The following is a 22,851-nucleotide window of genomic DNA, read 5'->3' as shown; positions in this document are numbered from 1 at the left end:
GATCAGCCCAGCAGCCTGGCAGCCAGCGGAGCCGCAGCGGCCAGCAGGGGATTGGTGCTGTCGTGACCGCCGCCCAGCAGACGGGCCACATCCATTTCAGGGGTGTCGTGCTGCACGGGAACCACTTCCTCATGCAGCTCGAGATTGGCCATGCCTCCTCCCTCCAAACGCATGCAGCCCCCGGATTCAGCGCAGAGAATCACGCACACGCCCTGGCCGTTCTCCGGTTCAGCGATCAGCCGCAGCCCCACCATCTGGCCGGCGTGCACGTTGGGCTGAGCGACTGGCACGGCCATCAGTTGGAAGCGCACCTCGGTGCCATCGGAGCGCTTGAACTGGGCGGTGGTTCCGTTTTCGACCGCAGCGGTCGAGAGCAGCGTCCAGCCAAGTCGATCGGCGATCCAGGCGGCCAGCAGCAGCCCCTGGGCAGGGTGATGGCCCTCAACGTCGATGTCGAGACGGGTGATGTGGCTCAGGGCATCACGCCGTTGCGGCGGGTCGAACACCATGGCCAGGGTCTCGCGCCAGCTGCGCAGGCGCAGCCAGTTGAGATCGTTCACCGCCTGGCCGCTCTCCACGCGGTGACGTAGAAGCTCAAGGCACTGATGTGGATCCCCCAGCGCGGTGTCGATGATCAGGCGCCGTGGTGCGCTGGTGAGCCGTTGCATCAGCTCCGGTGCTTCGTCGATGCAGCCGTTCCACCAGACCCAGGCCGGCATCGATTCCGGCAGCAGGGGGTCGAGAATCGAAAAGCCCTCATGCAGGGCGCCATGGCCGCCCCGCAGCACCACCACATCGCCGCAGGCGGCCGTACCACCGCCTTCTTCAGGCAGCGGGCAGTAGGCGGCCACGAGTGTTTCCAGGGGCTGGGCCGCATCGATGGTGGGCGCCAGGGTGATCAGGCGCCGGGGCATCAGTGCACTCAGGGCTGGGTCGATGTACTGCCCACGCAGGTCTTCGGCGTTGGCTTGCCCTTCCAAATCAGCCACCGCCTTCACCACAGCCCCATCCAGGGGCGGCGTGCTCAGCGGGAGGTCTGCATCCAGCACCGCCTGACGTCCCGCAGCAATCAAGGGGGCGGACTGCTGGCCCGTGATGGGGCCTGATAAACGACCACTGCGGATCAATTGCTGCTCGGCCCAGGCGGGTTGCCAGATCAGCAGGCAGAAGGTGTTGGCCCCCGTGCCCGTGCTGCCCTGCTGCTCGGGGGACCAGAGCTGTTCGAGGTAGTGGGGTACCTCCGCCGGTGCCAGTTCGAGCGGGGTTTGCAGGGTGAGCTGAGGGGACATGCTGACGGATAAACGAGACGTGGAGAGCTGAGAAACAGGGCTGTGAACGTGCGCGGTCAGGGGCGTCGCCAGAGCAGTCCGTCCTTCGCCAGCAGGGCATCCGCGGCGGCCGGTCCCCAGGTGCGGGATTCGTAGGGATGAACCGGCAGCTGCCAGGGGCTGTCTTCAATCAGTTCCAGCAGCGGGGTGTAGAGCCGCCATGCCGCTTCCACCTCATCGCTGCGGGTGAACAGGGTGGGGTCGCTGAGCATGGCGTCAGCCAGGAGCCGCACATAGCCCTCATCGGAGGGTTCCCCGAAGGATTCGTCGTAGGAGAACTCCATGTCGATCGGGCGGCTGCGCATGCCAGATCCGGGTGACTTCACCTCGAAGCGGAATTCGGCCCCCTCATCCGGTTGGATGCGCAGGATCAGCTGATTGGCCGTGGGGCCTCCGGTGGCTGCATCAAACAGATGCACCGGTGCTTCACGGAAGGTGAGCACCACCTCACTGGTGCGCTTGGCCAGCCGTTTGCCGGTGCGCACATAGAACGGAACCCCCTGCCAGCGCCAGTTGTCGATGAACAGCTTCATCGCCACGTAGGTCTCGGTGGTGCTGTTGGGATCCACGCCGGGTTCATGGCGGTATCCGGCCAGGGGCGATTCCGCGGAACCACCGGGTCCGTACTGGCCACGGATGCAGCAGTTCCAGGGTTCGAGCTCATCGGCCAGGCGGGCAGCCTGGAGCACCTTGGCCTTTTCGTTGCGGATGGCCTCCGGGTCAAAGCGCCCGGGAGGTTCCATGGCGGTGATCGCCAGCATCTGGGTCAGGTGGTTCTGCACCATGTCCCGCAGGGCACCGGCCGATTCGTAGTACCCGGCCCTTTCCTCCACTCCAACCGTTTCAGCGGCGGTGATTTGAACACTGGAGATGTAATTGCGGTTCCAGATGGGCTCGAAGATCGTGTTGGCAAAGCGCAGAACCATGATGTTCTGGACGGTTTCCTTGCCCAGGTAATGGTCGATGCGAAAGATCTGGTTCTCCTGACCGCAAGCCTGCACCACGCGATTGAGGGCCTGGGCACTGCCGTAGTCGCGTCCGAAGGGCTTTTCGATCACCACCCGGCTGCGTTTGGGGTCCTTCAACAGGCCAGCGTCGGCCAGTGAACGGCAGCCACTGCCATAGAACTTGGGGGAGACGGATAGATAAAAGGTGCGGTTGCCGCGGGTGGCGCACTGTTGATCGATCTGCTCGAGCCTGGTGTGCAGGCTCAGCATGTGATCGGTGTTCTGTAGGTCGACCGGCTCGTAGAACAACTTGCCCACGAACTGCTCCCAGGCCTGGGGATCGTCCTCGATCGTGCTGGCCAGTGCCTCCGCCATCTTTCCGCGGAACTCCTCGTCACTCCACGGCCGTCGCGCACAGCCCAGCAGGGCGAACTCACTGGGCAGACGCCGTTGCTTGAACAGTTCAAACAGGGCTGGCACCAGCTTGCGGTGGGTCAGATCACCACTGGCGCCGAAGATCACCAGACACTGCGGCGCGATCACGCGCTCCTGACGCAGTCCAACCCTGAGGGGGTTCGTCATCGTGGCAACCATGGAGTGTCCAGGCTTCTGACGATGGTTTAGGCACGGAACCGGCAACAGACATGGACTCGCCGCTTTGTTTCCGTGTTGGTGTCAGCCTTTGTTGCCAACCCAAAAAAAAGTCCACCCCGAGGGGTGGACTGAAAACGGGTTGGCTGATGGATCAGCGTTTGATCGATCAATAGGTTTCCACGTGCCAGCGGTCAGCCTTTTTGAGCTGGGGGCGCAGTTCGGCCCAGTCGAGCCCCTTGGCGGCCGCGGCGGCGGTCATGGCTTCGTCGATGCCCGGCTCCATGCCGCGCAGACCGCACATGTACACGTGGGTCTTGGGGTCTTCAATCATCGCGAAGATCTCTTCAGCGTGCTCCAGAACGCGGTCCTGGATGTACATCCGGCCGCCCTTGGCGTTCTGCTGTTCCCGGCTGATCGCTTTGGTGTAGCGGAAGTTATCGGGATACTCCTTCTCGTAGTGGAGGAAGTCCTCGTCGTAGAGCAGGTTGGCAGTTTTGGGTGCGCCCATGAACAGCCAGGCTTTGCCGCGGAATTTCCAGCCGTTGGCTTCCTGTTCACGGGGCTCGAACATGCGACGCAGGTAGGTGCGCATCGGAGCGATGCCGGTGCCCGTCGCCAGCATGATGATGTTGGCGTCCTCGTCGTCAGGGAGAAGCATCTCCTTGCCGACCGGACCGGTGATCTTCACCTTGGTGCCAGGTTCGATGTCGCACAGGTAGGTGGAGCAGACGCCGTAGATCTGCTCACCGGCGTCGTTCTTGTATTCGAGCTGGCGAACGCAGAGAGAGACGGTGTTGCCCTCCAGGTTGTCGCCGTGGCGGGTGCTGGCGATGGAGTACAGGCGCAGCTTGTGGGGCTTGCCGTTGGCGTCTTCCCCTTCGGGAATGATGCCGATGCTCTGGCCTTCGATGTACTTCAGCTGCGGGTCGCCGCCGGCCAGATCAAAGGTGATGTGCTGCACACGGCCGATCGCACCGTCCTTCAGCAGGGAGTAGTTCTCCGTGACCGTGCCCATGAACGGTGTTTTGGGCTTGTAGGTGTTGACCGGAACGTCGGCGTGGGGCTTCTTCTTCGGGGCGCTTGACGTCACGGCTTTCTTGGCGGTTTTTTTGGCGGGTTGTTTGGCAGGTGCCGGGGTGGCGACAGCGGGAGCGGCGGAACGCTCTTCGCCCGCACCATTCACAGAAACGATCTTGGCGCCCGTGGCCCCCAATCGTTTGAAAAGTGCGGAAAACTGGTTCATTGCAACGGTGTAGGTCTGAACCACGGACGGTTTGGCACCGACCTGGGGACCACGAGCCACAACAGTGAACAGAGCTTCATTGCAGTGCTCTGTCGCTGCATTGGACACCCGCATAGAAATCACCTGCCTTTGGTGGCGCGACTATAGGCGTGGCCTTTGATTTCACACAAAAAGGTTGCTGTTCGGAACAGAATCTGATGTGATCCAGGCGACCTCATTAAGATCCTCGGGTTCGGCCCCTCATCTCGGCGTCTCTTTTGGTTTTCCCCCAGACAATGTTTGGACGAGGGCTTGAAACCTCCGCAGATTCAGGGACTGCGATCGAGCAGACCATGGAGCGGCTGCCCCAGGGGACCCGGCGTCTGGCCGCTGAACTCAAATCTCCATTGCCTGTTCAGCTGCTCTGGGATGTGCTGACGGACTACGAGAATCTGTCTCGTTTCATTCCCAATCTCAGCACCAGTGAGCTGATTCAGCGCCAGGGTCAGACGGTGCGCCTTCAACAGGTGGGCAGCCAGCAGCTGTTGGGTCTTCGCTTCTCGGCCCAGGTTCAGCTGGAGCTGACGGAATACCGCCAGGACGGACTGCTGCAGTTCCGCATGGTGAAAGGGGATTTTCGACGTTTTGAAGGGTCCTGGCAGATCCGTCAGCGTCCCGATGGCAGCTCACTGCTCTATGAGCTGACGGTTCAAGGCTGTCTTGGCATGCCGATCGGTCTGATCGAGGAGCGGCTGCGGGACGATCTCTCCAGCAACCTCAACGCCGTTGTGCAGGAAGCCCACCGCAGAAACAGCTGAACGAGCAGCGAGGGCGCAGCAGTTTGGGAGCCTTTGATGACCCAGTGATCCTGGGCCTGAAGGCAGCATCAAAAACTTGAATTTGTACTCAATTCATCACCAAAACAAGTCTGATGATGACGTCATACCCCCAAGGGGATTCGAACCCCTGTCGCCTCCGTGAAAGGGAGGTGTCCTAGGCCTCTAGACGATGGGGGCGAGGCCGTAATCAGCGAGCGGTCTGTGCTCCTGATCACTTGTGAACACTAGGGCTTGGTCGGACCCTCCGTCAAGACAGCTTGACCCCATTCGACACCTTGTCCTTGCCAGATCGGCACCGTGAAGGTGAAGCAGGCGCCTTCGCCAGGGTCCGACACCACCCAGATCTTGCCGCCGTGCACTTCAACGATGCGGCGGCAGACCGACAGCCCCACGCCGTAACCGGTGGTTTGGTCGGAGGTTTGCGGCAGCCGCACCCGATCCAGAAAAATTCGCTGCTGTTCCGTTTCCGGAATGCCCGGGCCGCTGTCACAAACGCTCACCTCCACACGCTGGCTGGTGCGGTGCAGCATCGTGAGCGAGATGTGCCCGCCGTCGTTGGTGTATTTCAGGGCGTTTTCGAGCAGATTCAGCAGCACCTGGCGCATGCGGCGCTGATCAGCGAAAACCTTGGGCAGGTCAGCGGGAATGTCGGTTTTGATTTCGACGTTGCGCCCCAACCACAATTTTTCGAGCTCGAGGATCACTTCGGCTGAAACGCTGGCGAGGTCAAGCCGTTGAGGGTTGAACAGGGTTTCCCAACGGGTGGTGCCCACCTCCAGCAAATCCTTCGACAGCGCCTCCATCTCCTGCAGGCGGCGGGTGATCACATCCTGAAAGCGATCCATGTCGATCTGGCCCAGCTTCTGGCTTTGCAGGGCCAAGGCCGCTGCGGTGAGTGGGGTGCGCAGTTCGTGGGCCACCATGCGCAACAGTCGTTCCTGGGCGCTGACGCGATCGATCAGCGTTTCGTTCTCCTGGCGTAGCACCAGCAGCTGATCCTCCAGCTGGAGTTCCTTCTGGGTGCGACTGCCATCAAGTTCGGTGGGCCTGAGGCTGAGGCCAAGGCCGCTCACCACCCCATCCTGTTTCCAGCGGGGCACCCATCCTTTGAGTTGCTGAAGGATGTTGCTTCCCGCGAACACCTGCTTGGGGTTGGGCGCCAATTTGATCAGCGCTGGCGTCACCACGAGGCGATGCAGCTCAAGCAGTTCGGGTTGCTGGGCGGGATCGGCTACTTGCAGGGTGACTTCGAAGCCCAGGTCCTCCCGTTCCAGGAACTGCACCAGCGATCGGAGGTCCTGACCCGACAGGTGATGTCGAGCAGCCACCAGCAACAGCTTCAGGGTTTGCCGTGTCTTGGGAGCGTCCTTGACCACGCGGACTGCAAGACAGCAAAACCGACGCTCACCTTATGGGTTTTTGACTGCGCCGCCAGCAGCGCTAAGACGAACAGGAACACTCCGTTGCGTCATTGACGCGGTCCATGTCGCTTTTTTCTGCGCAAAACCGTGTTCCTCTGACCGTTCCCGGCGGAGTGGCTGCCCAGCCTTCGATTCAGGTGGATAGCAACCTGCGCCGCTGGTTCAGCCGCAATCTGGGGTTGTGGCGTTCCCGGCGGCAATACACCTTCAGTGACGACCAGGTTCTCCACTTGGACATGAACCTGAAAATGGAGGCGTTCGCACACCCTGAGGTGGGTGAGAGCCGCTACCGCTTCAGCTGGTGGTCTGACCAGGAGGACCAGCATTCCGACGAATTCTTTGCCCGCAAGCCCTGGTTTGAACGCAGTGGCGTGATGGAAGCCACGTTGTGGGGCCATCAACTCCAGAGAAGTCGTGGTTATTTGACGGGAGACCCGGTGCGTACACGGCTGCGTCAGGTGGACGAGCACGAAACCATCCTGGAATCCCACTACCAGCAGTGGGACATCCTTGAGCACATTCGCCTTGTCGATCAGGATCGCTACCGCTACCGCGCCATCTACAGCTGGGAGAACGGTGATCTCTCGATCGTTGAGCACCACCATGAGATTCGAATGTCCGATCCCCTGCCACTGATCGAGGACGACTGATCTGTGTATTGGATATTTGAATTTCCCAATAGGGGCTAAACCTTCTAGCCACTTTTTGGTGTTGACAACTGAGTTAGGGAGCAGTGGTGTGGTCGAAGTTGTTCTGATCTGCTATGGGCTCAAGCGGGGTTAGTCGTTTTTGATGTCGGCTCCTCCGCGTTAACTTTCTGAGCAGGCCTTTATCTCTTGTATTGGCCTAGTGGTGATATTCAACGCTCGAGGCCGACAGCAGCCTGTGCTGTTGCTTCCGAAGTGGTGCGGGTTTTTGGTTCTCCTGCGCCGAAAGGTGATTTTGTGCGTCACGGCTGAGGTAATAAAAGTTTTCTAACTGGCCCACCCCACAAGCTTGAGCTTGCTTTCCTCGGTAAAAATGTGTGAACAGATCAGCCCAGACGTCTTGGCTTTCAATCGCATAGCACTCAAAGCTGCTGCTGCATCAGCAATTCTTTCTTTATTGTCCGTTTGCGATGGAGCTGCGCAAGCTCAGAAAGTTGCTGCTGCTCCAGCAACGAATAAAGAAACTTTTCTTTATTCAAGTATTGGTGTATCCACTTTCTGTACGGCCTCTGCAAAAGGGGTGGAGTGGCCCAATTCTTTGTCAATTCCAGTTGAGGTTTATGCAGGCCTTTTGAAGAATGTTCATGATGGCAAAATAGCTGATCTGAAAAATAAAAAACCTTTAAGCGATAAAGAGCTGGTTATGGGTGCTGAGCAGCAGATTCTTTTGAGAGCGATGGCTACCTGTCCAGAGTTCGTTCCTGAGGATGTGCAAAAACAAGTTAAGAGCGCCTTTGAAAAGATGAAGAAAAAGTGATGCTTATGGCTTGCTTGAGAGAGTTTGCTGCTTGGCTAAGCATCGCTGATTGTCTTGTTTCTAGTAGTATTTAATTTTTAATATTTTGCTTTTTGAGCCTTTCGTACATTGTTTCGCTTGGTGTTTTCGAAATTACTTTAAATAATTAGGTCACTTGTTGCTTAGGGCTCTTTTATTGATTTGATACTCACCGGTTTTGAGGCTCATCCGTCAGGATCGTTCGGTCCTCGCGTGGTTCGGCCATGACTGCAGCTGCTTCGATTCGTCTGGCGGACTACACGCCGTGGGGCTTTGAACTCCCTTCCATCGTCCTGGACGTGAACATCCAGGACGACCATGTCGTCGTTGCCTCCAGGCTCAGCCTTGAACCGCGTCGGCCTGGAGAGCCCTTGGTGCTGTGCGGCGTTGATCTGGCGATCGAATCCCTGGTGATTGACCAGGCGCCGTTGTCGCCAGAGGAATACAGCTTTGCCGACGGACGTCTCACCATCCCCAACGTGCCCGACCAGCCGTTTGTGCTGGAAACCCGTTGCCGTCTGGATCCCTACTCCAACAGTTCGCTCGAAGGCTTGTACGCCAGTGGTGGTCTGCTGAGTACCCAGTGCGAGGCCGAGGGATTCCGGCGCATCAGCCTGCACCCTGATCGTCCGGATGTGCTGAGCCGCTGGCAGGTGCGGATTGAGGCCAGCCGCAGCAGCTGCCCTGTGCTGTTGAGCAATGGCAATGCGGTTCAGGAGGAATCCGTCGGCGCTGATCGTCATGCGGTCACGTGGGATGACCCCTTCCCCAAGCCCTCCTATCTGTTCGCCCTGGTGGCCGGAGACCTCAGGGAGATTCGTGATCACTACACAACGGCGTCGGGCCGGCAGGTCACCCTGCGCTTGCATGTGGAGGAGGGGGATGAACCCTTCACAGCCCATGCCATGGCTTCGTTGAAACGATCCATGCAATGGGATGAATCGGTTTACAACCTTGAATACGACCTGGATGAATACAACATCGTAGCCGTCCGACATTTCAACATGGGCGCGATGGAAAACAAGAGTCTGAATATTTTCAACTCAAAGCTTGTTCTGGCTGATGCGGAAACGGCCACCGATGCAGAACTTGAACGCATCGAAAGTGTGATTGCCCATGAATACTTCCACAACTGGAGCGGAAATCGAATCACCTGCCGGGATTGGTTCCAGCTGTCGCTCAAAGAAGGCCTGACGGTGTTCCGTGATCAGTGCTTCACCGCAGATCTCCATTCGGAGGCGGTGAAGCGCATTGAGGATGTGGCGATGTTGCGCAACACCCAATTCCGTGAGGATGCTGGCCCAACGGCCCACCCGGTGAAGCCAGCGGAATACCAGGCGATCGACAACTTCTACACAACAACCATCTATGAAAAAGGTGCGGAATTGATCCGCATGCTGCGCACCCTGCTGGGACCCGAGCGGTTCATGAAGGGAATGGAGGTGTACGTGCAACGTTTTGATGGCACGGCCGCCACGACGGAAGACTTCGTTCAATCGATCGCCGATGGCGCCACCAGGCAGGGCGAGCCGCTGGGCTTTGATCTGGAACGCTTCAAGCGCTGGTACCACCAGGCAGGAACTCCGGAACTCAGCATTGATCGGCAGTGGAACCCCGAATCGGGTGAGCTCACGGTGGAGTTGCACCAGGCGACGCCTCCGACGCCGGGGCAGGCGGACAAACAGCCCCTGGTGCTGCCGGTTGCCATGGCCCTGGTGGGTGAGCAAGGCCGTGTTGGTGAGGAGCAGCTTCTGGTGATGGAGGCTGAGCGCGCCAGCATCACCCTGCAGGGCGAGCCCGGCGACACCCCCCCTGCCCTTTCGGTGCTGCGCCGCTTCTCGGCCCCGGTGCACGTGCGTCTCGAGCAGCCGCTGGAGGAGTGCCTGCAGCTGTTGGCTTCCGATGATGACCCGTTCTGCCGCTGGGATGCGGCCCAGCGCCTGGCACGCCAGGTGCTGTTGGCGCGGGCTGAAAACCAGCCGAAGCCTGCCGTGGAAGCGGCGCTGATCCAGGCCCTCGATCAGCGGATCTGTGCCTACGACGGTGGTGATGGCATGGATCTGGCGGCGCTGCTGGCGCTGCCGGGCATGGCGGAACTGGAGGCGTTGCAATCCTCGGTGGATCCGCTGGCGCTGGATCAAGCCTTCCGGGCGTGGACCCATGAGATGGGCGTTCAATTGCAGTCATCCCTGCGTCGACTGCTGGAGCTGGCCCGGGCTGACTGGACCCTGGCTTGGCCGGCGGGTCAGGGTGGCCGGGCCCTGACCGCCTTGGCCTGGCGCTGGCTTGCCGCGGCTGGTGATGCCACGGTTCAAGCGGAGGCATTGGCTGCTGTTTCCGGCCCCTCGATGACCCTGGCACGGGGAGCCCTGCGGGCCTTGCTGCCGGAGGAAAGCGCCGAGCGTGAGCAGGCGATGGCGCTGTTCTACGAGCGTTGGCAAGACAAGCCCGTGATCCTGGATGCCTGGTTCGCGATGGAGGCATCGGCCCTCAGGTCCAACGCGTTGGAGCGGGTTCAACAGCTGCTGGAGCACCCGCGCTTCGATCCCCTGGCGCCCAATTCCCTTCGCGCTGTTCTCGGTGGATTCACCGCCAATGTTCAGGCATTTCACGCCATCGATGGCAGTGGCTACCGGTTCATGGCGGAGCAGATCGCAGCGGTCGACTCCCGCAATCCGATCACCGCATCACGGATGGCCAAGGTGTTTAGTCGCTGCGGCAGTTACGGCACCGAGCGTCAAATGGTCATGCGTCAGGCCATCGACCAGCTGGCCGCCAAGCCTTTGTCGGCGAACACCGCTGAGGTGGTGCAGTTGCTTACGACGTGACCACCACCAGCACGATCGCCGCGATCAGCAGGATCACCAGCCAGCGTTTTGCGTTGCTGCGCCGCCTGATGTCCGGTGTGGACCGTGCAGCTCGGCTACCGGCCGCAAGGCCGCAGTTCTGACAGACCAGCCGCCCGGCCATGGATCGGTCGGCACGAAACCGGCGGCTTCCGCAGTTCTGGCAGACGGTGACGGCCAAGGTCTCTCGATCAGCGCTTCACCAGCTTGCCTGGCCTGAGCCAGTGAGTCATACAGCCAGCCAGTCAGTCCCGTTGCCAGCCATCGCAGCCGGCTTTGGCGCTTTGGCGCGTTGGCGCTTGGTGCGCCGGTAGCTCTCGTTCTGTTCGGCCAGAGCATCACTCGCCGCAGCGACAGCCGTGCTGTCCTTGCCTTCCGCAATGATCAAACGGTTGATGGCCATGGCGTTGCCCAGGCGATTCAGCACCTGATCGATCAAGCGACACTGATCAGATTCGGCGCGCCCCGCAGCCGGGATCCCCAGCAGGATCAGGCTCAAACACGCAGCACGCCAGCCTTTCATCGATCAGCTCAGGGGCTGTAGGTGATGGTGCACTGATAGCGGCTGCTGGCTCCCACATCAATGCTCTTGCAAGTGGTGTTGGTGATCGTTGCCCCCTTCGGGATCACCCGCATCGCCTCAGCGGTGGCGAACTGCTCGGACGGCCCTTGGGCTGTGGCCCGCTTGCCACCGGCAAGAGCCATGGATCCCAGAAGGAGGCTCGCCATCAACAGCGCCGCGTTTCGCATCGTTAGGGCTGGAAGGGGGGGCTTCTCCTTTCGGTTTACACAGAACGCTTCCAGGTGACAGCCGTCCTGTGTTCAACAGCCGCCGCGCTCAGCAGCTAGTCCCGTTCAACAGCCACCCCGGCACCAGCGTTGGCGTTGCGGCCTTGGTGCAGCGTTGGCTTCGCTGGCTGGAGTCGGACCAGGGATTGGAGGTGGCGGCAACAACGCTGCGGGCTGAACGGGAAGACGTCGCGACCCCCATGCGGCATCGAAGGGAACCACCACGAGGGGGATCGGTTCCGCACTCTTTGCCGGCCAGGCCAAAGCACTGGACGCGATCAGGACTGTGATCAGAAGTCTCATCGCGCCATTGTGCCGATCCTGCAGCGTTATGCCGTCACGTCGGCTGCGTTCTCAGTGCCCTGCCTCAAGGCCTTTTCAGACTTTGAAGTAGGAGACGCCGCGGTAGGTGAGAGCAACGCTATTGCGAACGGATTTGATCTGCTCAGCCTGATAGCTTTTGCCCATGTATTTCAGTTGGATTGTTGGCCGCGTCGATACTGCTTCAGCTTTTGCATATTTGTTGCCCAAGAAAGTGAGTTCCATGGCGTGAATAGGGATGAGTAAAACTTTTTGAGTTCTACGTCGTCGCCCGAATGCAGCAAGGTTCCGCTTGATACCTTGCTCTTTAGCCATTGTTAAGGCTGCGTCAGCTTGATACAAGTTCTGCTCTTAACCCCTGTCCTGGCAGGAGAAAGGGTTGATTCGACTTGTGGGATTTTGTGTTTATTGATGTGAAGCCGTTGAAATATTTGTTGGTTTTGTGTGCGCTGTTGAGCTTGTTTTGATTGATTCTCTCAGTCTTCAGGCTTGGAGCGCTCCTCTGTTTGCGCTTTGCTGCAGCGCTGGCATGCAGCAATTCTGTCTTTGTGGTGTTCCGGCAGCGTCAGTCGGAATGGGTCAACGTCAAATTCGTAGCCACAGGAGCAGCGGGCATGGAACTTCAGTTTTTTCGCTTTTTTGAGTCGTTTTAAAAGGGTGACGTTGCCAAAAACTTGATCGGGCTTGAATCGCTCCAGCTTGGTGCGTTCCTCGGGCGCATGCTTCACCCGGGCCTTGTGCAGGGCGTTGCGCACGGAGTTTTCACTGCCTTTGCCCAGGATTTTGGGGATCTGCAGGATTGATCGCCCTTCCTGCAGATACAGACGCTTGATCTCTTCGATCTCAGCACTTGTGAAGCCAGATTTCTTGCCCACCTGCTTCCTTCCTTTAATTTGATTCTCTCAGGCGGTGCGAAGCGCCATCCACGTTTCCGGAGGCGAAATGTCAGCCTGTCGGCATGATTCCACTGGACCCACTGCTGCAACGGCTGGCCGGAGTCGCCGGCATGGAGAGCGGCTGCAAGCGCCTTGTTGTTGTGCAGGGTCAGCTGGGGGATTTTGACTCGATCGAATACGCCCAGGCGCTGGTGCCAAGGCTTCCCCAGTTGGCGGCGCTTGGTGTCAAGGTTCAGCTGTTCGGCATCGGCAACGCCGCCAGTGCTGAGCGCTTCGCGGCCTTCACCGGCTTTCCCCTGCAGCAGCTGATCGCCGATCCATCGCCGCTGTTGCATCAGGCCCTGGGGTTGGAGAGCGGCTTGAAGCTCCCCGGTGGGCCCTGGCCTGGTTTTCTGCTGATGTGCGCCGGCGTGGGTTCGCCGGGCACCCTGCGCGAGGTGCTGCGCGGTTACACCGGAGATCGCTCGGCGGCCCAGATCTTCGACGATCAAGAGTGGGTTGAAGCCTTTCCTCTGCCGCGCTTCCGTGGGGCTCTGTTCCGCCAGGCCGGTGGTGCTGGGTTCCAGCGACCGTTTGAGCTCGCCACCAAGCGTTTGCGCAACATGAATGAAGTGCTCCGCAACTGGCGCACCTACGTGCCCTGTGACGACTACATCACCCAGCGCGGCGCAACCGTGTTGCTCGACGCCGATGACAGCGTGATCTATTGCCACCGCGATCAAAGCCTGCTCGGCTACTCCGCCACCATGGAACGCCCCTTGGCGTTTCTCGATGAGGTTCTGGCCGAGGGCTGAGCTCAACTGGAGGTGTTCAATCAGCTGTCTTCAATGGCTGTCTTCACCTGGCAGTGGGCTCTCGATACACCGCAAGAGCCGCCACCAGGCCGCCAATGAACCCTGCGCTGTGGCCGATCCAGCTGACGCCCGCGGGTGAGACACCGGGGATCAAGGCGATCAGGGCTGAGCCGTAAAGCCAGAACGCCACGAGGCCCAGAGCGATGGAGAGGATGCGGCGTTCCAGCCAGCCGATCAGCAGCAGGTATCCCAGCAGTCCGTACACCACGCCCGAGAGTCCATGGCTGCGGGCGGGCCAGAACAGGGCCACTGGAATGTTGATCAGCAGCACCGACAGCCAGACGCTCAGGTAATCGCGCATCCCCCGGCTGAGCACCAGCCAGCTCAGGGGCAGAAACGCCAGGCTGTTGGAGATCAGGTGGCCGACGCCGGCATGGCTGAATGGCGCTGTGATCACCCCCCACCACGGTTGATCCGGCCCCATCGGCAGGTTCCACTGCCCCGCAAACAGCAGTTGGTCGATCAGCTCCTGCCCCCAGGCCAAGGCCAGGAGCAGCAGGGGAAGCAGCAGTCGAGTGCGCATCGTCTTGCGCCAATGACCACAATGATGTCGCGGATGCTGAGCGGATGATCAGAAGCGACGTCGACGTTCTGGTGATCGGCAGCGGCATCGGCGGACTCTGTGCCGCAGCTTTGTGTGCCCGCGCCGGCCGTGAGGTGCTGGTGCTGGAAGCCCATCACCAACCCGGTGGAGCCGCCCATGGCTTTCAACGCCAGGGGTACCACTTCGAATCCGGTCCATCCCTCTGGAGTGGCCTGGGGCGTTGGCCCAGCAGCAATCCCCTGGCCCAGGTGTTGCGCGCGCTGGGGCAGACCCTGGAGGTGATTCCCTATCGCAGCTGGGATGTGCTGTTGCCGGAAGGGGATCTGCGTATCGCCGTTGGGCACGACGACTTTGAGGCTGTGGTGCGCAGCCTGCGCGGCCCCGAGGTGGCCGCTGAATGGCGGCGTTTTGTTGAGGCGCTCCAGCCGATTGCCGCCGCTGCCGATGCTTTGCCCTTGTTGGCCCTGCGGCCTGGGGTGGATGGCATGGCGCAACTGCTGAAACGTGGTGGACGTCTGTTGCCGCATCTTGCGGCGATGCGTCACCTCTCCGGTTCTTTTGGGCCCCTGGTGGATCGTCACCTCAGCGATCCTTTCCTGCGCCATTGGGTGGATCTGCTCTCCTTCCTGATCAGCGGCATGCCGATGGGAGACACCAACGCCGCAGCCATGGCCACGCTGTTCGGCGAGTGGTTTGAGCCGGATGCCCATCTCGACTATCCCGTTGGCGGCAGTGCTGCGGTGGTTGAGGCCCTGGTGCGTGGCTTGAAAGCTCACGGCGGCAGCCTGCACATGGGCAAGGCGGTGCAGCAGCTGCGGGTGGAGGGGGATCGTGTGGTGGGTGTGACTCTGGCTGATGGAACGCAGATTGCGGCGCGGCAGGTGATCTGCAATGCCGACATCTGGTCCACCCTTGCTCTGCTGCCGGAGTCCGTGGCGCCGAAGTGGCAGCGTCAGCGCCAGGCCACGCCGGCCTGCAATGGCTTCCTGCATCTGCATCTGGGCTTCGATGCCACGGGGCTGGAGGATCTGCCGATCCACACCGTCTGGGTGGATGACTGGGAGCGTGGGATCGACGCCGAGCGCAATGCCGTGGTGTTGTCGATTCCGTCGGTGTTGGATGCCTCGATGGCGCCGGCCGGTCGCCATGTGCTGCATGCCTACACACCGGCCAGCGAACCCTGGGAGCTCTGGGCTGATCTGGAGCGCGATAGTGCGGCGTATCAGCAGAGAAAACAGGAGCGATGTGCTGTGTTCTGGCGGGTGCTGGAACGCCGTATTCCCGACATCCGCGACCGCTGTGAGCTGATCATGGAGGGAACGCCGCTGACCCACAGCCATTTCCTCAATGTTCATCAGGGCAGCTATGGCCCTGCCCTTTCAGCAGCGGAAGGTCTCTTCCCGGGCGTGACGACGCCCCTGGCCAATTTCTGGCTTTGTGGTGCCAGCACCTTCCCCGGGATCGGCATTCCACCCGTTGCGGCGAGTGGTGCCATGGCGGCCCATGCCGTCCTCGGCCGGGAGACGCAAAACAGTCTGCTTCGGGAGCTGGAGCTTTGAAGCAGCTGCGTCATAACCTCGTTCTGGAACGCCGACGCAGTTCATGACTTCCAACGCCCGGATCGATTCGCTGCAGCTGATGCTCACGGATCTGCGCATGCGCAACGAGCCGATCCGTCACAAAGCGGCGTTTCGTGGTTGCCAGCCTGAATTTCAGGCGTTGGTGAGTCGTTTGATCGAGCAACTGGAAGGGGAACTGCTGGATGAGAAGCAGCGCTCCCGTGAAGCCTCACGTCAGGCCTGATCTGCGGCCGACCGGTAGGCGGCGGGCACGAGCACCAGAAACAGAAGCCACCAGGCCAGCACGCCCAAGCTCAGGGGAAGGCTGATCCAGAGGCGGTGCAGCAGCGCCCAGGACCCGCCGACCATCAGCATTCCCGTGGAGATGATCGACCAGGGCTGGCACCACCAGGGTTTCAGCGACCAGAAGGGAGGCTGTTTCTGAGGTGGCTGCTCCGGCTGATCAGCGGAGGGCGTCGAGTTCACCGGCGGCTTGCATGGCGGCGAGATCGTCGTAGCCACCAATCACTGATCCGTCGATGAACACCTGGGGGAAGGTGGTCATCCCACTGCGCTGCTGCACGGCCTGGAAGGCTGCGTCGTCGTTGATGGTGGTGACGTTGTGGGGTAGATCCAGGGTTCTCAGGATGCGCAGGGCGCGGCTGCACCAGGGGCATCCCGGCAGCACGGCGATCTCAATCCTTGGAGTTGCTGCTGCAGTTTGACGCGCGGGGCGGCCTTCGCGTTGCTCCAGCACGCCAATCAGCAGATCGACGCCCTTCTGCACGATCGTGCCGGGCTCCAGGTGGCCTCCCCACACCTGACAGGCCCCATCCGAGAGGCTCAGGTGCAGGTGCACGCCCTCGGGGGAAAAGGTTCCATTGAGGGTGATTACCTCAAGATCGCCCTCCAGCACGGTGGGCTCTGCCTGGCCGGGGCACTGGAACGACGCCTTGGTCAGGTTGCCGACCACGCCAAGGACAAAGCCGCTGATGCCGTCCCGCTGGGCCAGTTCTTCGAGGCTGAGGCGCAGATCACTGCCGGGAGCAAGCTTCAGCGGCAGGGGTTGCATGGCGCCTCAAAAAGTGTGTCCAAGATTACGCAATCTTGTCTAGCACGATATCGTTTATTTGATGTGAGTATATTTTCACGAAATCGTGTCTCTCCTTCAGGATCTGGTTCAGGAGCTGCAGCAGCGGATTGAAGGCCAGGCCGCGGCTCCCAGCACGGCTGCGGTGGCGGATGCGGCTGGTTCCGAGCGCATCAACGTCACCCTGCCCCGCGGGGTGATGGATGACCTCAAGCGTCATGCCCTCGCTGAAGGGCGCAGTTGCGGCAATCTGGCCGCTTATCTGTTGGAAGAGGCCCTGCGTCGTCATCGCCCATTGGGCTGAGTGGGCTGAGGCTTCAGGTTCAATCCAGCAGCCGGTTGGCAATGGCTGCAACCTTCCCCTGCCGTTGCAATTTGAGGATGGAGACGTCCATGGGCGTGCGCAGGGGGCTGTTCGGTTTGATCACAAAGCCGTAGGTCTCTTCCGAAAGGGTGAAGGGGGCGAGGCGCAGGGCGAGGTCGGGATTGTTTTTGAGGTGGTAGCGAATGGCTGGTCGATCGAAGATCAAGGCATCGGCCTGCTGATCAACCAACAGTTGAACGGCGCTCCTGAGGTTGGTGGCGCTAACGATCCGCATGTCGCCGCGTTGGGCCAGCTCCATGCCACTGGTGCCCTCCACAACAGCAACCCGACGTCCGTTCAGTTGTGCAGGAGCGCTGATGGCCGATTCGGTGGCACCGGAGAGGAACAGGGTGAATGCCGAGGCAAGGCTGGCGGTGAGGGACGACACCGCGATCAGGGAGATCACCATCCAGGCACCGGTGATGCCCCGGCCGGTTCGTGTGATCGGCGCCTTGTCGCCATAGCCCACCGTGGTCAAGGTCACCAGGGCGAACCACATGCCGCTGCTGATGCCCGGTAGCCAGTTCCGCGGAAACTGCTCACTGTTGCGGTTGCGTTCCGCCAGCCAGATCAGGCTGCCCACCACCAGCAGAACGCTGATCAGCACCAGCACCGAGGAGATCACCGCCCAGCCGAAGAACACCTGCACGCGGCTCAGGATCGAGGGCGGGCGCATCGGCAGCAACACCCCGGATTTGCCCAGGTAGTAGGGCTGGGTGAAGTCAATGCCCGGCATGGCCAGGCGGCGTGAGGTGATGCTGATCGGGCCCACCAGCACGTCGATCTCACCGTCATCAACCGCCTCAATCCCGGCTTTGGGGGATGGCTGCTCCACCAGCTCGTAGCTGAGGTTGTTGTCTTCGGCGACGCGGCGCCAGATGTTGAGGCTGATGCCGCTGAGCTGATCGCCGTTCTTGATTACGAAGGGGGCCGATCCACTGATCCCCACCTTCAGTTGATTGGCCTGTAGGGGAAGTGCGTTGCCGAAGCAGGCCAGCGCGAGAACGACGGACCAGCGCCGGACCCCTCGCATCAACGCTGTTCCAGACGACGCACGATCACGGCCATTGCCGCCAGGGAACCCGCCAGCGCGATCAGCAGGGCAATGGTCATGGAAGGGTCAGGTCAACGATGGTGCGCTCAGGTTGGCATCCCTCGCCCCAAGCAGCCAGTCGGCCACTTCCATTCTCAGGGCGTAGGCACATTCGAAACGTCCTTCCTCTTCCAGCAGGCTCAAGCGTTGTTCGAGCGTGCGCAGGGTTGAACCCGCGACCTGGTGGAGGCCATTGCTCCGCGCCACAATGAGTTTTCTGGAGGCCTCCGAAGCTTGCGGCACGACGTCAGCCATCCAATGCAGCCAGCGCTACAGATCTGCGATCTGCACCGTTCATGAGCGCATTGGAGTGGACCTGGGGCGACAGCCCACTCACGTTCCTACCCCAGCGGGCCCTGTGGCGGGCTGAGGGGCGGGAGCTGTTTGTTGCCGATCTGCATCTCGGCAAGGCCGAGGTGTTCCAGGCCCACGGCATCCCCATGCCCAGCGATGGGGATCAAGGCACCCTGAATCCGCTGCTGGAGCTCTGCCATGCCTGGTCACCGCAGCGCTTGTTCGTGCTGGGTGATCTCGTGCATGCCCGGATCGGCATCACCGCTCCCCTGCGCGAAACCCTGCTGGCGCTGCCCGATCTCTGCGGTTGTCCGGTGGTCCTGATCGGTGGCAACCATGACCAGGACAGCTGGATTGAAGGCTTACCCCAGCAGCCTTCTCAGCGTCTGGGCCATCTCTGGTTGAGCCACATGCCCGAAAGGGTGCCGGAGCTGGGGTTGTTGAACGTGTGTGGTCACCTGCACCCCACCACCCGGATCCGCAGCCGTTCCGATCAGTTGCGTTTGCCCTGCTTCGCCTTTGATCCGGAGGGCCCGCGTCTGGTGATTCCTTCGTTCGGGCAGTTGACGGGAGGCCATGACTGCGGCGAGCGTTACCAGCAATGGCTGGTGGCCGAAGGCTCCATCGTTCCTTGGTTCGATCCAACCCCCAACAACCGAGAGCGAAGGGTCGCGTGACTCAGCCTGTTGCGCCGCGACCCAAGCCCCGGCCCAAGCGCAGGATCCGTCTGCGCAAACGCTGGCTCTTGCTGGCCATGCCGTTTGTGGTGTTCGGCGGCCTCATCGCCTTGGCGCCTGTGGCTCCCGAGCGCTCCGAGCTGCAGGATCAAGCTGTTCGTTCGGCCCAGCGGCGCGGCCGGGATGCCAAGCCGTTCCGCTACATCCCCGACGATGAGGTCTACGCGTTGGATCTCGATCCACGGCGGGTGCGCTTCGGGCTGCTGGAGGGTTGGGATCGCGAGCAGGACGCCTACCAGGACAGCGCTGCCCTGGCCTACGTGTCCGGCCCGATGTACGAGCGCCATGTGGACGACGATGGCCGCGAGATCACGGTTCCCCTGGGGGATCTGAAATTCGGCAGGCAGGTTTGGCGCGGTCGTAACCGCTCGGCTTCACGCCAACGGGCCTTCGTCGGCATCCGCCACGACGGCAGCATTGATTTCGGCTACGGGGAGCTGACCGATGAGCGCAGCCGCACTTACGACACCTTCATCGGCGGCCTGCACAGCCTTTACAACGACATCGAGGCTCCGCCGGCGAGTTACAAGGGGGCCTACAGCATCAGCATGGGCCAGCGCATCCGTTACTACCTGCCGCGGATCCGCATGGTGATGGGCCTGCGTCAGGACGGCCACATGGAGGTGCTGATGAGCCGTGATGGCCTCACCCTCGAGCAGACCAAAGACCTCTCCCGTCGCCGCGGCTATCTGGCGGCCTACATGCCTGACCATGCCTCGAAGAGTCGTTTGATCATCCCTGGGGTGAAGGGCTTCACCGAAGAAGACGCCAACTGGATCAGCGGCGGTGCCACCAGCTTTGTGCATGTGCCCTATCTGCTGCGGTTGAGCCCCCGCCAGATCCCCCTGCAGGGCAATCTGATTGCGGCGCTGACGCCCAAGCTGGCGCTGGATGAAGGTTGCGATGGCCCGCTCGACTGTGTGTCGTCTTTCGGCAATCACCTCGCCGATCGCGCCCTGGCGGGACTGAACCGGGTGATGGAACAGGGCGTGGAACCCCTGGCCCGGATGATCTGGGGGCCCTCCAACACCCTCACCAAGCCGGGTTTGCCCGCGGATGCCGACGACCGCAGCGTCGATCTGGACCGTGCGCCCCTGCGGGAACCCCCGATCACGGCGGATCCTTTGGTGTTGCGCGAGCCGCCGGCTGTGATCCGGGGGGCGGAGCCGGTTGAACTCGGTTCCGATGACAGCTCAGATGCCAGCTCCGATGACAGCTGGACAGAGCCGCAGCTGTTTGTGCCGTTGCCCCCCGATCTTCCGCCGCCGATTGTGCTCGATGAGCCGATGCTCAACCCCGCCGAGGTTCTGCTGGATCAGCCAGCCCCATCGGTGGTGCCGCGGCCAGCTCTGCCGCCTCTGCCGCCAGTGCCCGTGCCGGCTGTTCAGGATTGAGCTTTGGATGCCGTTTGGTCCTGGTGGTCGATCCCCAGCACGCAACGTCGGGTGTTGGTGGCCCATCTCGCTCAGCCCCCAACGCGCGCTGAGCAGCGGGCCTTGAGCGACAGCCTCACCTGCCGGTTGTTTGCCGATGCAGGTCAGATGGTTTCTGGTGATGACATCGGCCGCACGATCTACGGCAAGCCGCAGCTGCGAGATTCCCCGCTGCACCACAGCATTTCCAATACCGGATCCCTCAGCATCGGCGTGGTGGGGCTAGATCCGATTGGCATCGATGTGGAAGCGCTGGACCGGCCGTTGCGTGTGGCATCTGACCTGCTGACGCGGCGCCTCTTTGCCTCGGCCGCTGAAGCGACGGACTGCCTGGAGCATTGGACGCTGATTCAGGCCTGGACGGCGAAGGAGGCTGTGTTGAAGGCAGCGGGTTTAGGGCTGGGCGGCGGACTGGCGAACGTGACGATCGCCTCGGACGGGGCCGCGGCATGGCTGCATGGTTCGCCTTATTCGCTCCGCCTCTGGACCCAGGAGGGCTTCAGCGTTGCGGTCGCTGAGGGCATCCGTGGCTAGAGGAAGGGATGGAGCATCGAGCAACAGCGTGAGATCTCTTTTGCAGCATCGTCTCGCCAAGGCCAACAACTTTCAGAAGGCGTTGATCACGTCTCTGCTCGCCTGGGTGGCCCTGGGGGTGTGGAGCTATCTGATCGTCGTGCCGATCCTTTCGGCTGTGGCGTTCCTCTGGCTCGGGGTGACGGGCTGGCTGGTGTGGCGGATCTGGCGCAAACCCGTGGGCTGAGCCAGGGAATTGCGGTTGAGCAACTTAGAGTTCCGGCCGGTTTTGGTTCGCGTTCGGTGAAATTCACGGTTGTGATTCTGAGTGAGCAGGTTGGCTCATACCCAAAAATCAACTGGACGGAATGGAAAGATCGCAACCGCAAGCAGATGAAGAGTCAGGGCGATGTGTGGTCGATGGCCACACTGTCTGGAGCCACAATTTGGGATTGTTTGGATAACAACAAGATCGACCGGCTCCACCTTGTTCAGTGGAAACCAGCTGACGACACGATGTATCAAGTGAGCCTGCCGCGCCGCTGAGATTGAACTAGCAACCAACGGTTTTTTGATATTTAATTAACCACAAAAAAGCACCTGTTCGATTCGAGCAGGTGCTTTTTGATTGATGCTGAGGTTGAGTCTTTTCTCTTTAGAGCAGGAAGAGGAAGATCACCGTAAACATGGAACCCAGCAGGAAGATTGAGTCCTCCTTGCGGTTGATGTCAAAGGGCTCGTGGGGCTCTGGAATCATTGGAAGAGCTGTTGAAGCCGGCAAGCTAAAGGACTCGGCTGTCCCTTGGCGGTTTGATCCTGTTTCAATCGCGCCAATCCCTAAGCCGAGCTCCATTCCATCGCTCACTCGATAACACCTCTTGGAGTTGATCAACCGCAAGCTGCTTTGCATCATTCCAGTCGTGGTTTGAGAGTCTGATCAGATATTCGTGCTGAATGCCTGAGCCTCTTTGCCTTGATGTGATGATTGAAACGTCGTCGTAGGTGATGGGGAATGGGCTGCCAGCTGGTGCTCCAAGGGCAGCCTCTGAGGCGAACAACAGGAAATCAAAAATCACTGGATTGAAATATTCTTCGCTTTCATCCAGATCCCCACAAGCCAGCATTTGTTCTCTGTTTTGTGGTGTGTAGGTCACAAAAGAAAAGCAGCAGGGATCACCGGTGGCTTGCAGGTAGAGCCCTTTGAACCGACGCTTGCTCATCAATCAGCCTGCCGCCAGATGGAAGAGTTCGGATCCCAGACGGGTTTGGCGTAGGTGCCCTTCAATTGCCGTTGAGGCTGATCGATGCCCAGCTGGCCATGGCATTGGCTTGCAAATTCAATCGAGTTTTTGTGGTAGTCCTTCCAGGGCACCAAGGTTTTGCCATTCCAGATCGGCGGCAAGCCTGTTTCTTTGAGCAACTGATCAAAGGCGTCAAAGTGGCTTTGCAGTTGCTCGTTTGTGAGCACAGCCTCTGGCCGCGGCACCTTTAGAGCCTGTTTGAAGGGAGCGCCCTCCATGCATGCTTCAAAGCGCTTTGTGAGTTCCGCTTGATGGCTCCAGGCTTTCTGTTGGTCCAATCCAAAGACAACGAGGCCAATCAGCAAGAGCCCGATCCCGATGATTGCGCTGAGATGACCAACCGGCTCTCTGGTGTTGTCCATCGGCTCGCTCTCCCCAGCCAAA

The 22,851-nt window shown here is 60.7% G+C and carries 30 protein-coding genes and 1 tRNA gene; 13 read left to right on the top strand and 18 right to left on the bottom strand.

Features of this window, described 5'->3' with window-relative positions:
- Positions 1-2 precede the first annotated feature (2 nt).
- From SynM161_RS08450 to SynM161_RS08440, 3 genes are all read right to left on the bottom strand, one after another.
- The gene (locus SynM161_RS08450) at positions 3-1,289 is read right to left on the bottom strand and encodes a glucose-6-phosphate dehydrogenase assembly protein OpcA (RefSeq protein WP_115161343.1); all 1,287 of its coding nucleotides are present in this window, start codon (positions 1,287-1,289) and stop codon (positions 3-5) included.
- Positions 1,290-1,345: 56 nt separating this feature from the next.
- Positions 1,346-2,869: a glucose-6-phosphate dehydrogenase gene (zwf, locus tag SynM161_RS08445; protein ID WP_115161344.1), complete on the bottom strand. Its 1,524-nt coding sequence runs from the start codon at positions 2,867-2,869 to the stop codon at positions 1,346-1,348.
- Positions 2,870-3,035: 166 nt separating this feature from the next.
- Positions 3,036-4,226: an FAD-binding oxidoreductase gene (locus SynM161_RS08440; protein ID WP_115008661.1), complete on the bottom strand. Its 1,191-nt coding sequence runs from the start codon at positions 4,224-4,226 to the stop codon at positions 3,036-3,038.
- A gap of 161 nt (positions 4,227-4,387) precedes the next feature.
- Here SynM161_RS08440 and SynM161_RS08435 point away from each other — a divergent pair, with 161 nt between their 5' ends.
- Positions 4,388-4,909: an SRPBCC family protein gene (locus SynM161_RS08435; protein WP_186540859.1), complete on the top strand. Its 522-nt coding sequence runs from the start codon at positions 4,388-4,390 to the stop codon at positions 4,907-4,909.
- A gap of 125 nt (positions 4,910-5,034) precedes the next feature.
- On the opposite strand, the gene SynM161_RS08430 is transcribed toward SynM161_RS08435, so the two are convergent.
- Positions 5,035-5,107, bottom strand: a tRNA-Glu gene (locus SynM161_RS08430).
- Between the two features lie 47 nt (positions 5,108-5,154).
- Positions 5,155-6,306 carry a histidine kinase gene (locus SynM161_RS08425; RefSeq protein ID WP_006850655.1) on the bottom strand — a complete coding sequence of 384 codons (1,152 nt, stop codon included), beginning with the start codon at positions 6,304-6,306 and terminating at the stop codon, positions 5,155-5,157.
- 107 nt (positions 6,307-6,413) lie between these two features.
- On the opposite strand from SynM161_RS08425, the gene SynM161_RS08420 reads away from it, so the two are divergent.
- From SynM161_RS08420 to pepN, 3 genes are all read left to right on the top strand, one after another.
- Entirely contained in the window at positions 6,414-7,001 is a 588-nt protein-coding gene (locus SynM161_RS08420) for a hypothetical protein (RefSeq protein WP_114988554.1), read from the top strand.
- A 370-nt stretch (positions 7,002-7,371) separates the two neighbouring features.
- Entirely contained in the window at positions 7,372-7,815 is a 444-nt protein-coding gene (locus SynM161_RS08415; protein ID WP_186540857.1) for a cAMP phosphodiesterase, read from the top strand.
- 242 nt (positions 7,816-8,057) lie between these two features.
- Positions 8,058-10,661 carry an aminopeptidase N gene (pepN, locus tag SynM161_RS08410; protein ID WP_186540855.1) on the top strand — a complete coding sequence of 868 codons (2,604 nt, stop codon included), beginning with the start codon at positions 8,058-8,060 and terminating at the stop codon, positions 10,659-10,661.
- Here the strand turns inward: pepN and SynM161_RS08405 are convergent.
- The 6 genes from SynM161_RS08405 to SynM161_RS08380 all read right to left on the bottom strand — a co-directional run bounded on the left by SynM161_RS08405 (position 10,651) and on the right by SynM161_RS08380 (position 12,664).
- Entirely contained in the window at positions 10,651-10,860 is a 210-nt protein-coding gene (locus SynM161_RS08405) for a TFIIB-type zinc finger domain-containing protein (RefSeq protein WP_186540853.1), read from the bottom strand. The two genes, pepN and SynM161_RS08405, sit on opposite strands and share 11 nt — an antisense overlap.
- A gap of 48 nt (positions 10,861-10,908) precedes the next feature.
- Positions 10,909-11,178, bottom strand: a complete 270-nt coding sequence (locus tag SynM161_RS08400) for a hypothetical protein (protein WP_255441754.1) — start codon at positions 11,176-11,178, stop codon at positions 10,909-10,911.
- A 32-nt stretch (positions 11,179-11,210) separates the two neighbouring features.
- Complete coding sequence (locus SynM161_RS08395) at positions 11,211-11,408, bottom strand: hypothetical protein (protein ID WP_244273020.1); 198 nt, start codon at positions 11,406-11,408, stop codon at positions 11,211-11,213.
- A gap of 126 nt (positions 11,409-11,534) precedes the next feature.
- Complete coding sequence (locus SynM161_RS08390; RefSeq protein ID WP_186540852.1) at positions 11,535-11,771, bottom strand: hypothetical protein; 237 nt, start codon at positions 11,769-11,771, stop codon at positions 11,535-11,537.
- A gap of 75 nt (positions 11,772-11,846) precedes the next feature.
- Positions 11,847-12,131, bottom strand: coding sequence for a DUF4278 domain-containing protein (locus SynM161_RS08385; RefSeq protein ID WP_186540851.1), 285 nt, complete (start codon positions 12,129-12,131; stop codon positions 11,847-11,849).
- Between the two features lie 134 nt (positions 12,132-12,265).
- Positions 12,266-12,664, bottom strand: a complete 399-nt coding sequence (locus SynM161_RS08380) for a hypothetical protein (RefSeq protein WP_186540850.1) — start codon at positions 12,662-12,664, stop codon at positions 12,266-12,268.
- Between the two features lie 83 nt (positions 12,665-12,747).
- On the opposite strand from SynM161_RS08380, the gene SynM161_RS08375 reads away from it, so the two are divergent.
- The gene (locus SynM161_RS08375; RefSeq protein WP_186540849.1) at positions 12,748-13,479 is read left to right on the top strand and encodes a peroxiredoxin-like family protein; all 732 of its coding nucleotides are present in this window, start codon (positions 12,748-12,750) and stop codon (positions 13,477-13,479) included.
- Positions 13,480-13,522: 43 nt separating this feature from the next.
- Here SynM161_RS08375 and SynM161_RS08370 read toward each other — a convergent pair whose 3' ends face one another.
- Positions 13,523-14,062: a rhomboid family intramembrane serine protease gene (locus SynM161_RS08370; protein ID WP_186540848.1), complete on the bottom strand. Its 540-nt coding sequence runs from the start codon at positions 14,060-14,062 to the stop codon at positions 13,523-13,525.
- A gap of 44 nt (positions 14,063-14,106) precedes the next feature.
- Between SynM161_RS08370 and SynM161_RS08365 the strand changes: the two genes are divergently transcribed.
- Positions 14,107-15,642, top strand: a complete 1,536-nt coding sequence (locus SynM161_RS08365; RefSeq protein ID WP_186540845.1) for an NAD(P)/FAD-dependent oxidoreductase — start codon at positions 14,107-14,109, stop codon at positions 15,640-15,642.
- 43 nt (positions 15,643-15,685) lie between these two features.
- Entirely contained in the window at positions 15,686-15,886 is a 201-nt protein-coding gene (locus SynM161_RS08360) for a hypothetical protein (protein WP_114988545.1), read from the top strand.
- Here the strand turns inward: SynM161_RS08360 and SynM161_RS08355 are convergent.
- Positions 15,877-16,128, bottom strand: coding sequence for a DUF6737 family protein (locus SynM161_RS08355; RefSeq protein ID WP_186540844.1), 252 nt, complete (start codon positions 16,126-16,128; stop codon positions 15,877-15,879). The two genes, SynM161_RS08360 and SynM161_RS08355, sit on opposite strands and share 10 nt — an antisense overlap.
- A complete protein-coding gene (locus SynM161_RS08350) occupies positions 16,106-16,714 on the bottom strand; it encodes a PCC domain-containing protein (RefSeq protein ID WP_186540843.1) in 609 nt (202 codons plus the stop codon). Before SynM161_RS08350 ends, SynM161_RS08355 begins: the two co-directional genes overlap by 23 nt.
- An 85-nt stretch (positions 16,715-16,799) precedes the next feature.
- On the opposite strand from SynM161_RS08350, the gene SynM161_RS08345 reads away from it, so the two are divergent.
- Complete coding sequence (locus SynM161_RS08345) at positions 16,800-17,036, top strand: CopG family transcriptional regulator (protein ID WP_115009451.1); 237 nt, start codon at positions 16,800-16,802, stop codon at positions 17,034-17,036.
- A 19-nt stretch (positions 17,037-17,055) separates the two neighbouring features.
- Here the strand turns inward: SynM161_RS08345 and SynM161_RS08340 are convergent, their stop codons facing one another.
- Entirely contained in the window at positions 17,056-18,129 is a 1,074-nt protein-coding gene (locus tag SynM161_RS08340; RefSeq protein WP_186540842.1) for a transporter substrate-binding domain-containing protein, read from the bottom strand.
- 87 nt (positions 18,130-18,216) lie between these two features.
- Positions 18,217-18,444 (bottom strand): hypothetical protein, encoded by a 228-nt coding sequence (locus SynM161_RS08335; protein ID WP_186540840.1) that lies wholly within the window; start codon positions 18,442-18,444, stop codon positions 18,217-18,219.
- Between the two features lie 41 nt (positions 18,445-18,485).
- Between SynM161_RS08335 and pdeM the strand changes: the two genes are divergently transcribed.
- From pdeM to SynM161_RS08310, 5 genes are all read left to right on the top strand, one after another.
- A complete protein-coding gene (pdeM, locus tag SynM161_RS08330) occupies positions 18,486-19,160 on the top strand; it encodes a ligase-associated DNA damage response endonuclease PdeM (RefSeq protein ID WP_186540838.1) in 675 nt (224 codons plus the stop codon).
- A 77-nt stretch (positions 19,161-19,237) separates the two neighbouring features.
- Entirely contained in the window at positions 19,238-20,614 is a 1,377-nt protein-coding gene (locus tag SynM161_RS08325; RefSeq protein WP_370593140.1) for a hypothetical protein, read from the top strand.
- A 3-nt stretch (positions 20,615-20,617) separates the two neighbouring features.
- Positions 20,618-21,187: a 4'-phosphopantetheinyl transferase superfamily protein gene (locus tag SynM161_RS08320; RefSeq protein ID WP_186540834.1), complete on the top strand. Its 570-nt coding sequence runs from the start codon at positions 20,618-20,620 to the stop codon at positions 21,185-21,187.
- A 40-nt stretch (positions 21,188-21,227) separates the two neighbouring features.
- On the top strand, positions 21,228-21,413 hold the full coding sequence (locus SynM161_RS08315; protein WP_186540832.1) for a hypothetical protein: 186 nt from the start codon (positions 21,228-21,230) through the stop codon (positions 21,411-21,413).
- Positions 21,383-21,712, top strand: a complete 330-nt coding sequence (locus SynM161_RS08310) for a hypothetical protein (RefSeq protein ID WP_370593043.1) — start codon at positions 21,383-21,385, stop codon at positions 21,710-21,712. The genes SynM161_RS08315 and SynM161_RS08310 overlap by 31 nt, the downstream gene beginning before the upstream one ends.
- 275 nt (positions 21,713-21,987) lie before the next feature.
- On the opposite strand, the gene SynM161_RS08305 is transcribed toward SynM161_RS08310, so the two are convergent.
- Together SynM161_RS08305 and SynM161_RS08300 are read right to left on the bottom strand one after the other, a co-directional pair.
- Positions 21,988-22,386: a hypothetical protein gene (locus tag SynM161_RS08305; RefSeq protein WP_186540831.1), complete on the bottom strand. Its 399-nt coding sequence runs from the start codon at positions 22,384-22,386 to the stop codon at positions 21,988-21,990.
- Positions 22,386-22,829: a hypothetical protein gene (locus tag SynM161_RS08300; protein WP_186540830.1), complete on the bottom strand. Its 444-nt coding sequence runs from the start codon at positions 22,827-22,829 to the stop codon at positions 22,386-22,388. Before SynM161_RS08300 ends, SynM161_RS08305 begins: the two co-directional genes overlap by 1 nt.
- Positions 22,830-22,851: the final 22 nt, after the last annotated feature.

The sequence above is a fragment of the Synechococcus sp. M16.1 genome (genome assembly GCF_014279895.1).
Classification (GTDB): Bacteria; Cyanobacteriota; Cyanobacteriia; order PCC-6307; family Cyanobiaceae; genus Parasynechococcus.
The sequence above is the reverse complement of the archived record's forward strand: the minus strand, read 5'-3'. Positions and strand labels throughout refer to the sequence as shown.

Bases quoted from the DNA above. Each gene is read 5' to 3' on its own strand.
- SynM161_RS08305 (WP_186540831.1), bottom strand. From the start codon at position 22,386: ATGAGCAAGCGTCGGTTCAAAGGGCTCTACCTGCAAGCCACCGGTGAT.
- SynM161_RS08375 (WP_186540849.1), top strand. From the start codon at position 12,748: ATGATTCCACTGGACCCACTGCTGCAACGGCTGGCCGGAGTCGCCGGC.
- SynM161_RS08300 (WP_186540830.1), bottom strand. From the start codon at position 22,829: ATGGACAACACCAGAGAGCCGGTTGGTCATCTCAGCGCAATCATCGGG.
- zwf (WP_115161344.1), bottom strand. From the start codon at position 2,869: ATGGTTGCCACGATGACGAACCCCCTCAGGGTTGGACTGCGTCAGGAG.
- SynM161_RS08435 (WP_186540859.1), top strand. From the start codon at position 4,388: ATGTTTGGACGAGGGCTTGAAACCTCCGCAGATTCAGGGACTGCGATC.
- SynM161_RS08350 (WP_186540843.1), bottom strand. From the start codon at position 16,714: ATGCAACCCCTGCCGCTGAAGCTTGCTCCCGGCAGTGATCTGCGCCTC.
- SynM161_RS08360 (WP_114988545.1), top strand. From the start codon at position 15,686: ATGACTTCCAACGCCCGGATCGATTCGCTGCAGCTGATGCTCACGGAT.
- SynM161_RS08370 (WP_186540848.1), bottom strand. From the start codon at position 14,062: ATGCGCACTCGACTGCTGCTTCCCCTGCTGCTCCTGGCCTTGGCCTGG.
- SynM161_RS08365 (WP_186540845.1), top strand. From the start codon at position 14,107: ATGATCAGAAGCGACGTCGACGTTCTGGTGATCGGCAGCGGCATCGGC.
- SynM161_RS08325 (WP_370593140.1), top strand. From the start codon at position 19,238: ATGCCGTTTGTGGTGTTCGGCGGCCTCATCGCCTTGGCGCCTGTGGCT.
- SynM161_RS08390 (WP_186540852.1), bottom strand. From the start codon at position 11,771: ATGAGACTTCTGATCACAGTCCTGATCGCGTCCAGTGCTTTGGCCTGG.
- SynM161_RS08450 (WP_115161343.1), bottom strand. From the start codon at position 1,289: ATGTCCCCTCAGCTCACCCTGCAAACCCCGCTCGAACTGGCACCGGCG.
- SynM161_RS08420 (WP_114988554.1), top strand. From the start codon at position 6,414: ATGTCGCTTTTTTCTGCGCAAAACCGTGTTCCTCTGACCGTTCCCGGC.
- SynM161_RS08415 (WP_186540857.1), top strand. From the start codon at position 7,372: ATGTGTGAACAGATCAGCCCAGACGTCTTGGCTTTCAATCGCATAGCA.
- pepN (WP_186540855.1), top strand. From the start codon at position 8,058: ATGACTGCAGCTGCTTCGATTCGTCTGGCGGACTACACGCCGTGGGGC.
- SynM161_RS08395 (WP_244273020.1), bottom strand. From the start codon at position 11,408: ATGGCGAGCCTCCTTCTGGGATCCATGGCTCTTGCCGGTGGCAAGCGG.
- SynM161_RS08440 (WP_115008661.1), bottom strand. From the start codon at position 4,226: ATGCGGGTGTCCAATGCAGCGACAGAGCACTGCAATGAAGCTCTGTTC.
- SynM161_RS08335 (WP_186540840.1), bottom strand. From the start codon at position 18,444: ATGGCTGACGTCGTGCCGCAAGCTTCGGAGGCCTCCAGAAAACTCATT.
- pdeM (WP_186540838.1), top strand. From the start codon at position 18,486: ATGAGCGCATTGGAGTGGACCTGGGGCGACAGCCCACTCACGTTCCTA.
- SynM161_RS08340 (WP_186540842.1), bottom strand. From the start codon at position 18,129: ATGCGAGGGGTCCGGCGCTGGTCCGTCGTTCTCGCGCTGGCCTGCTTC.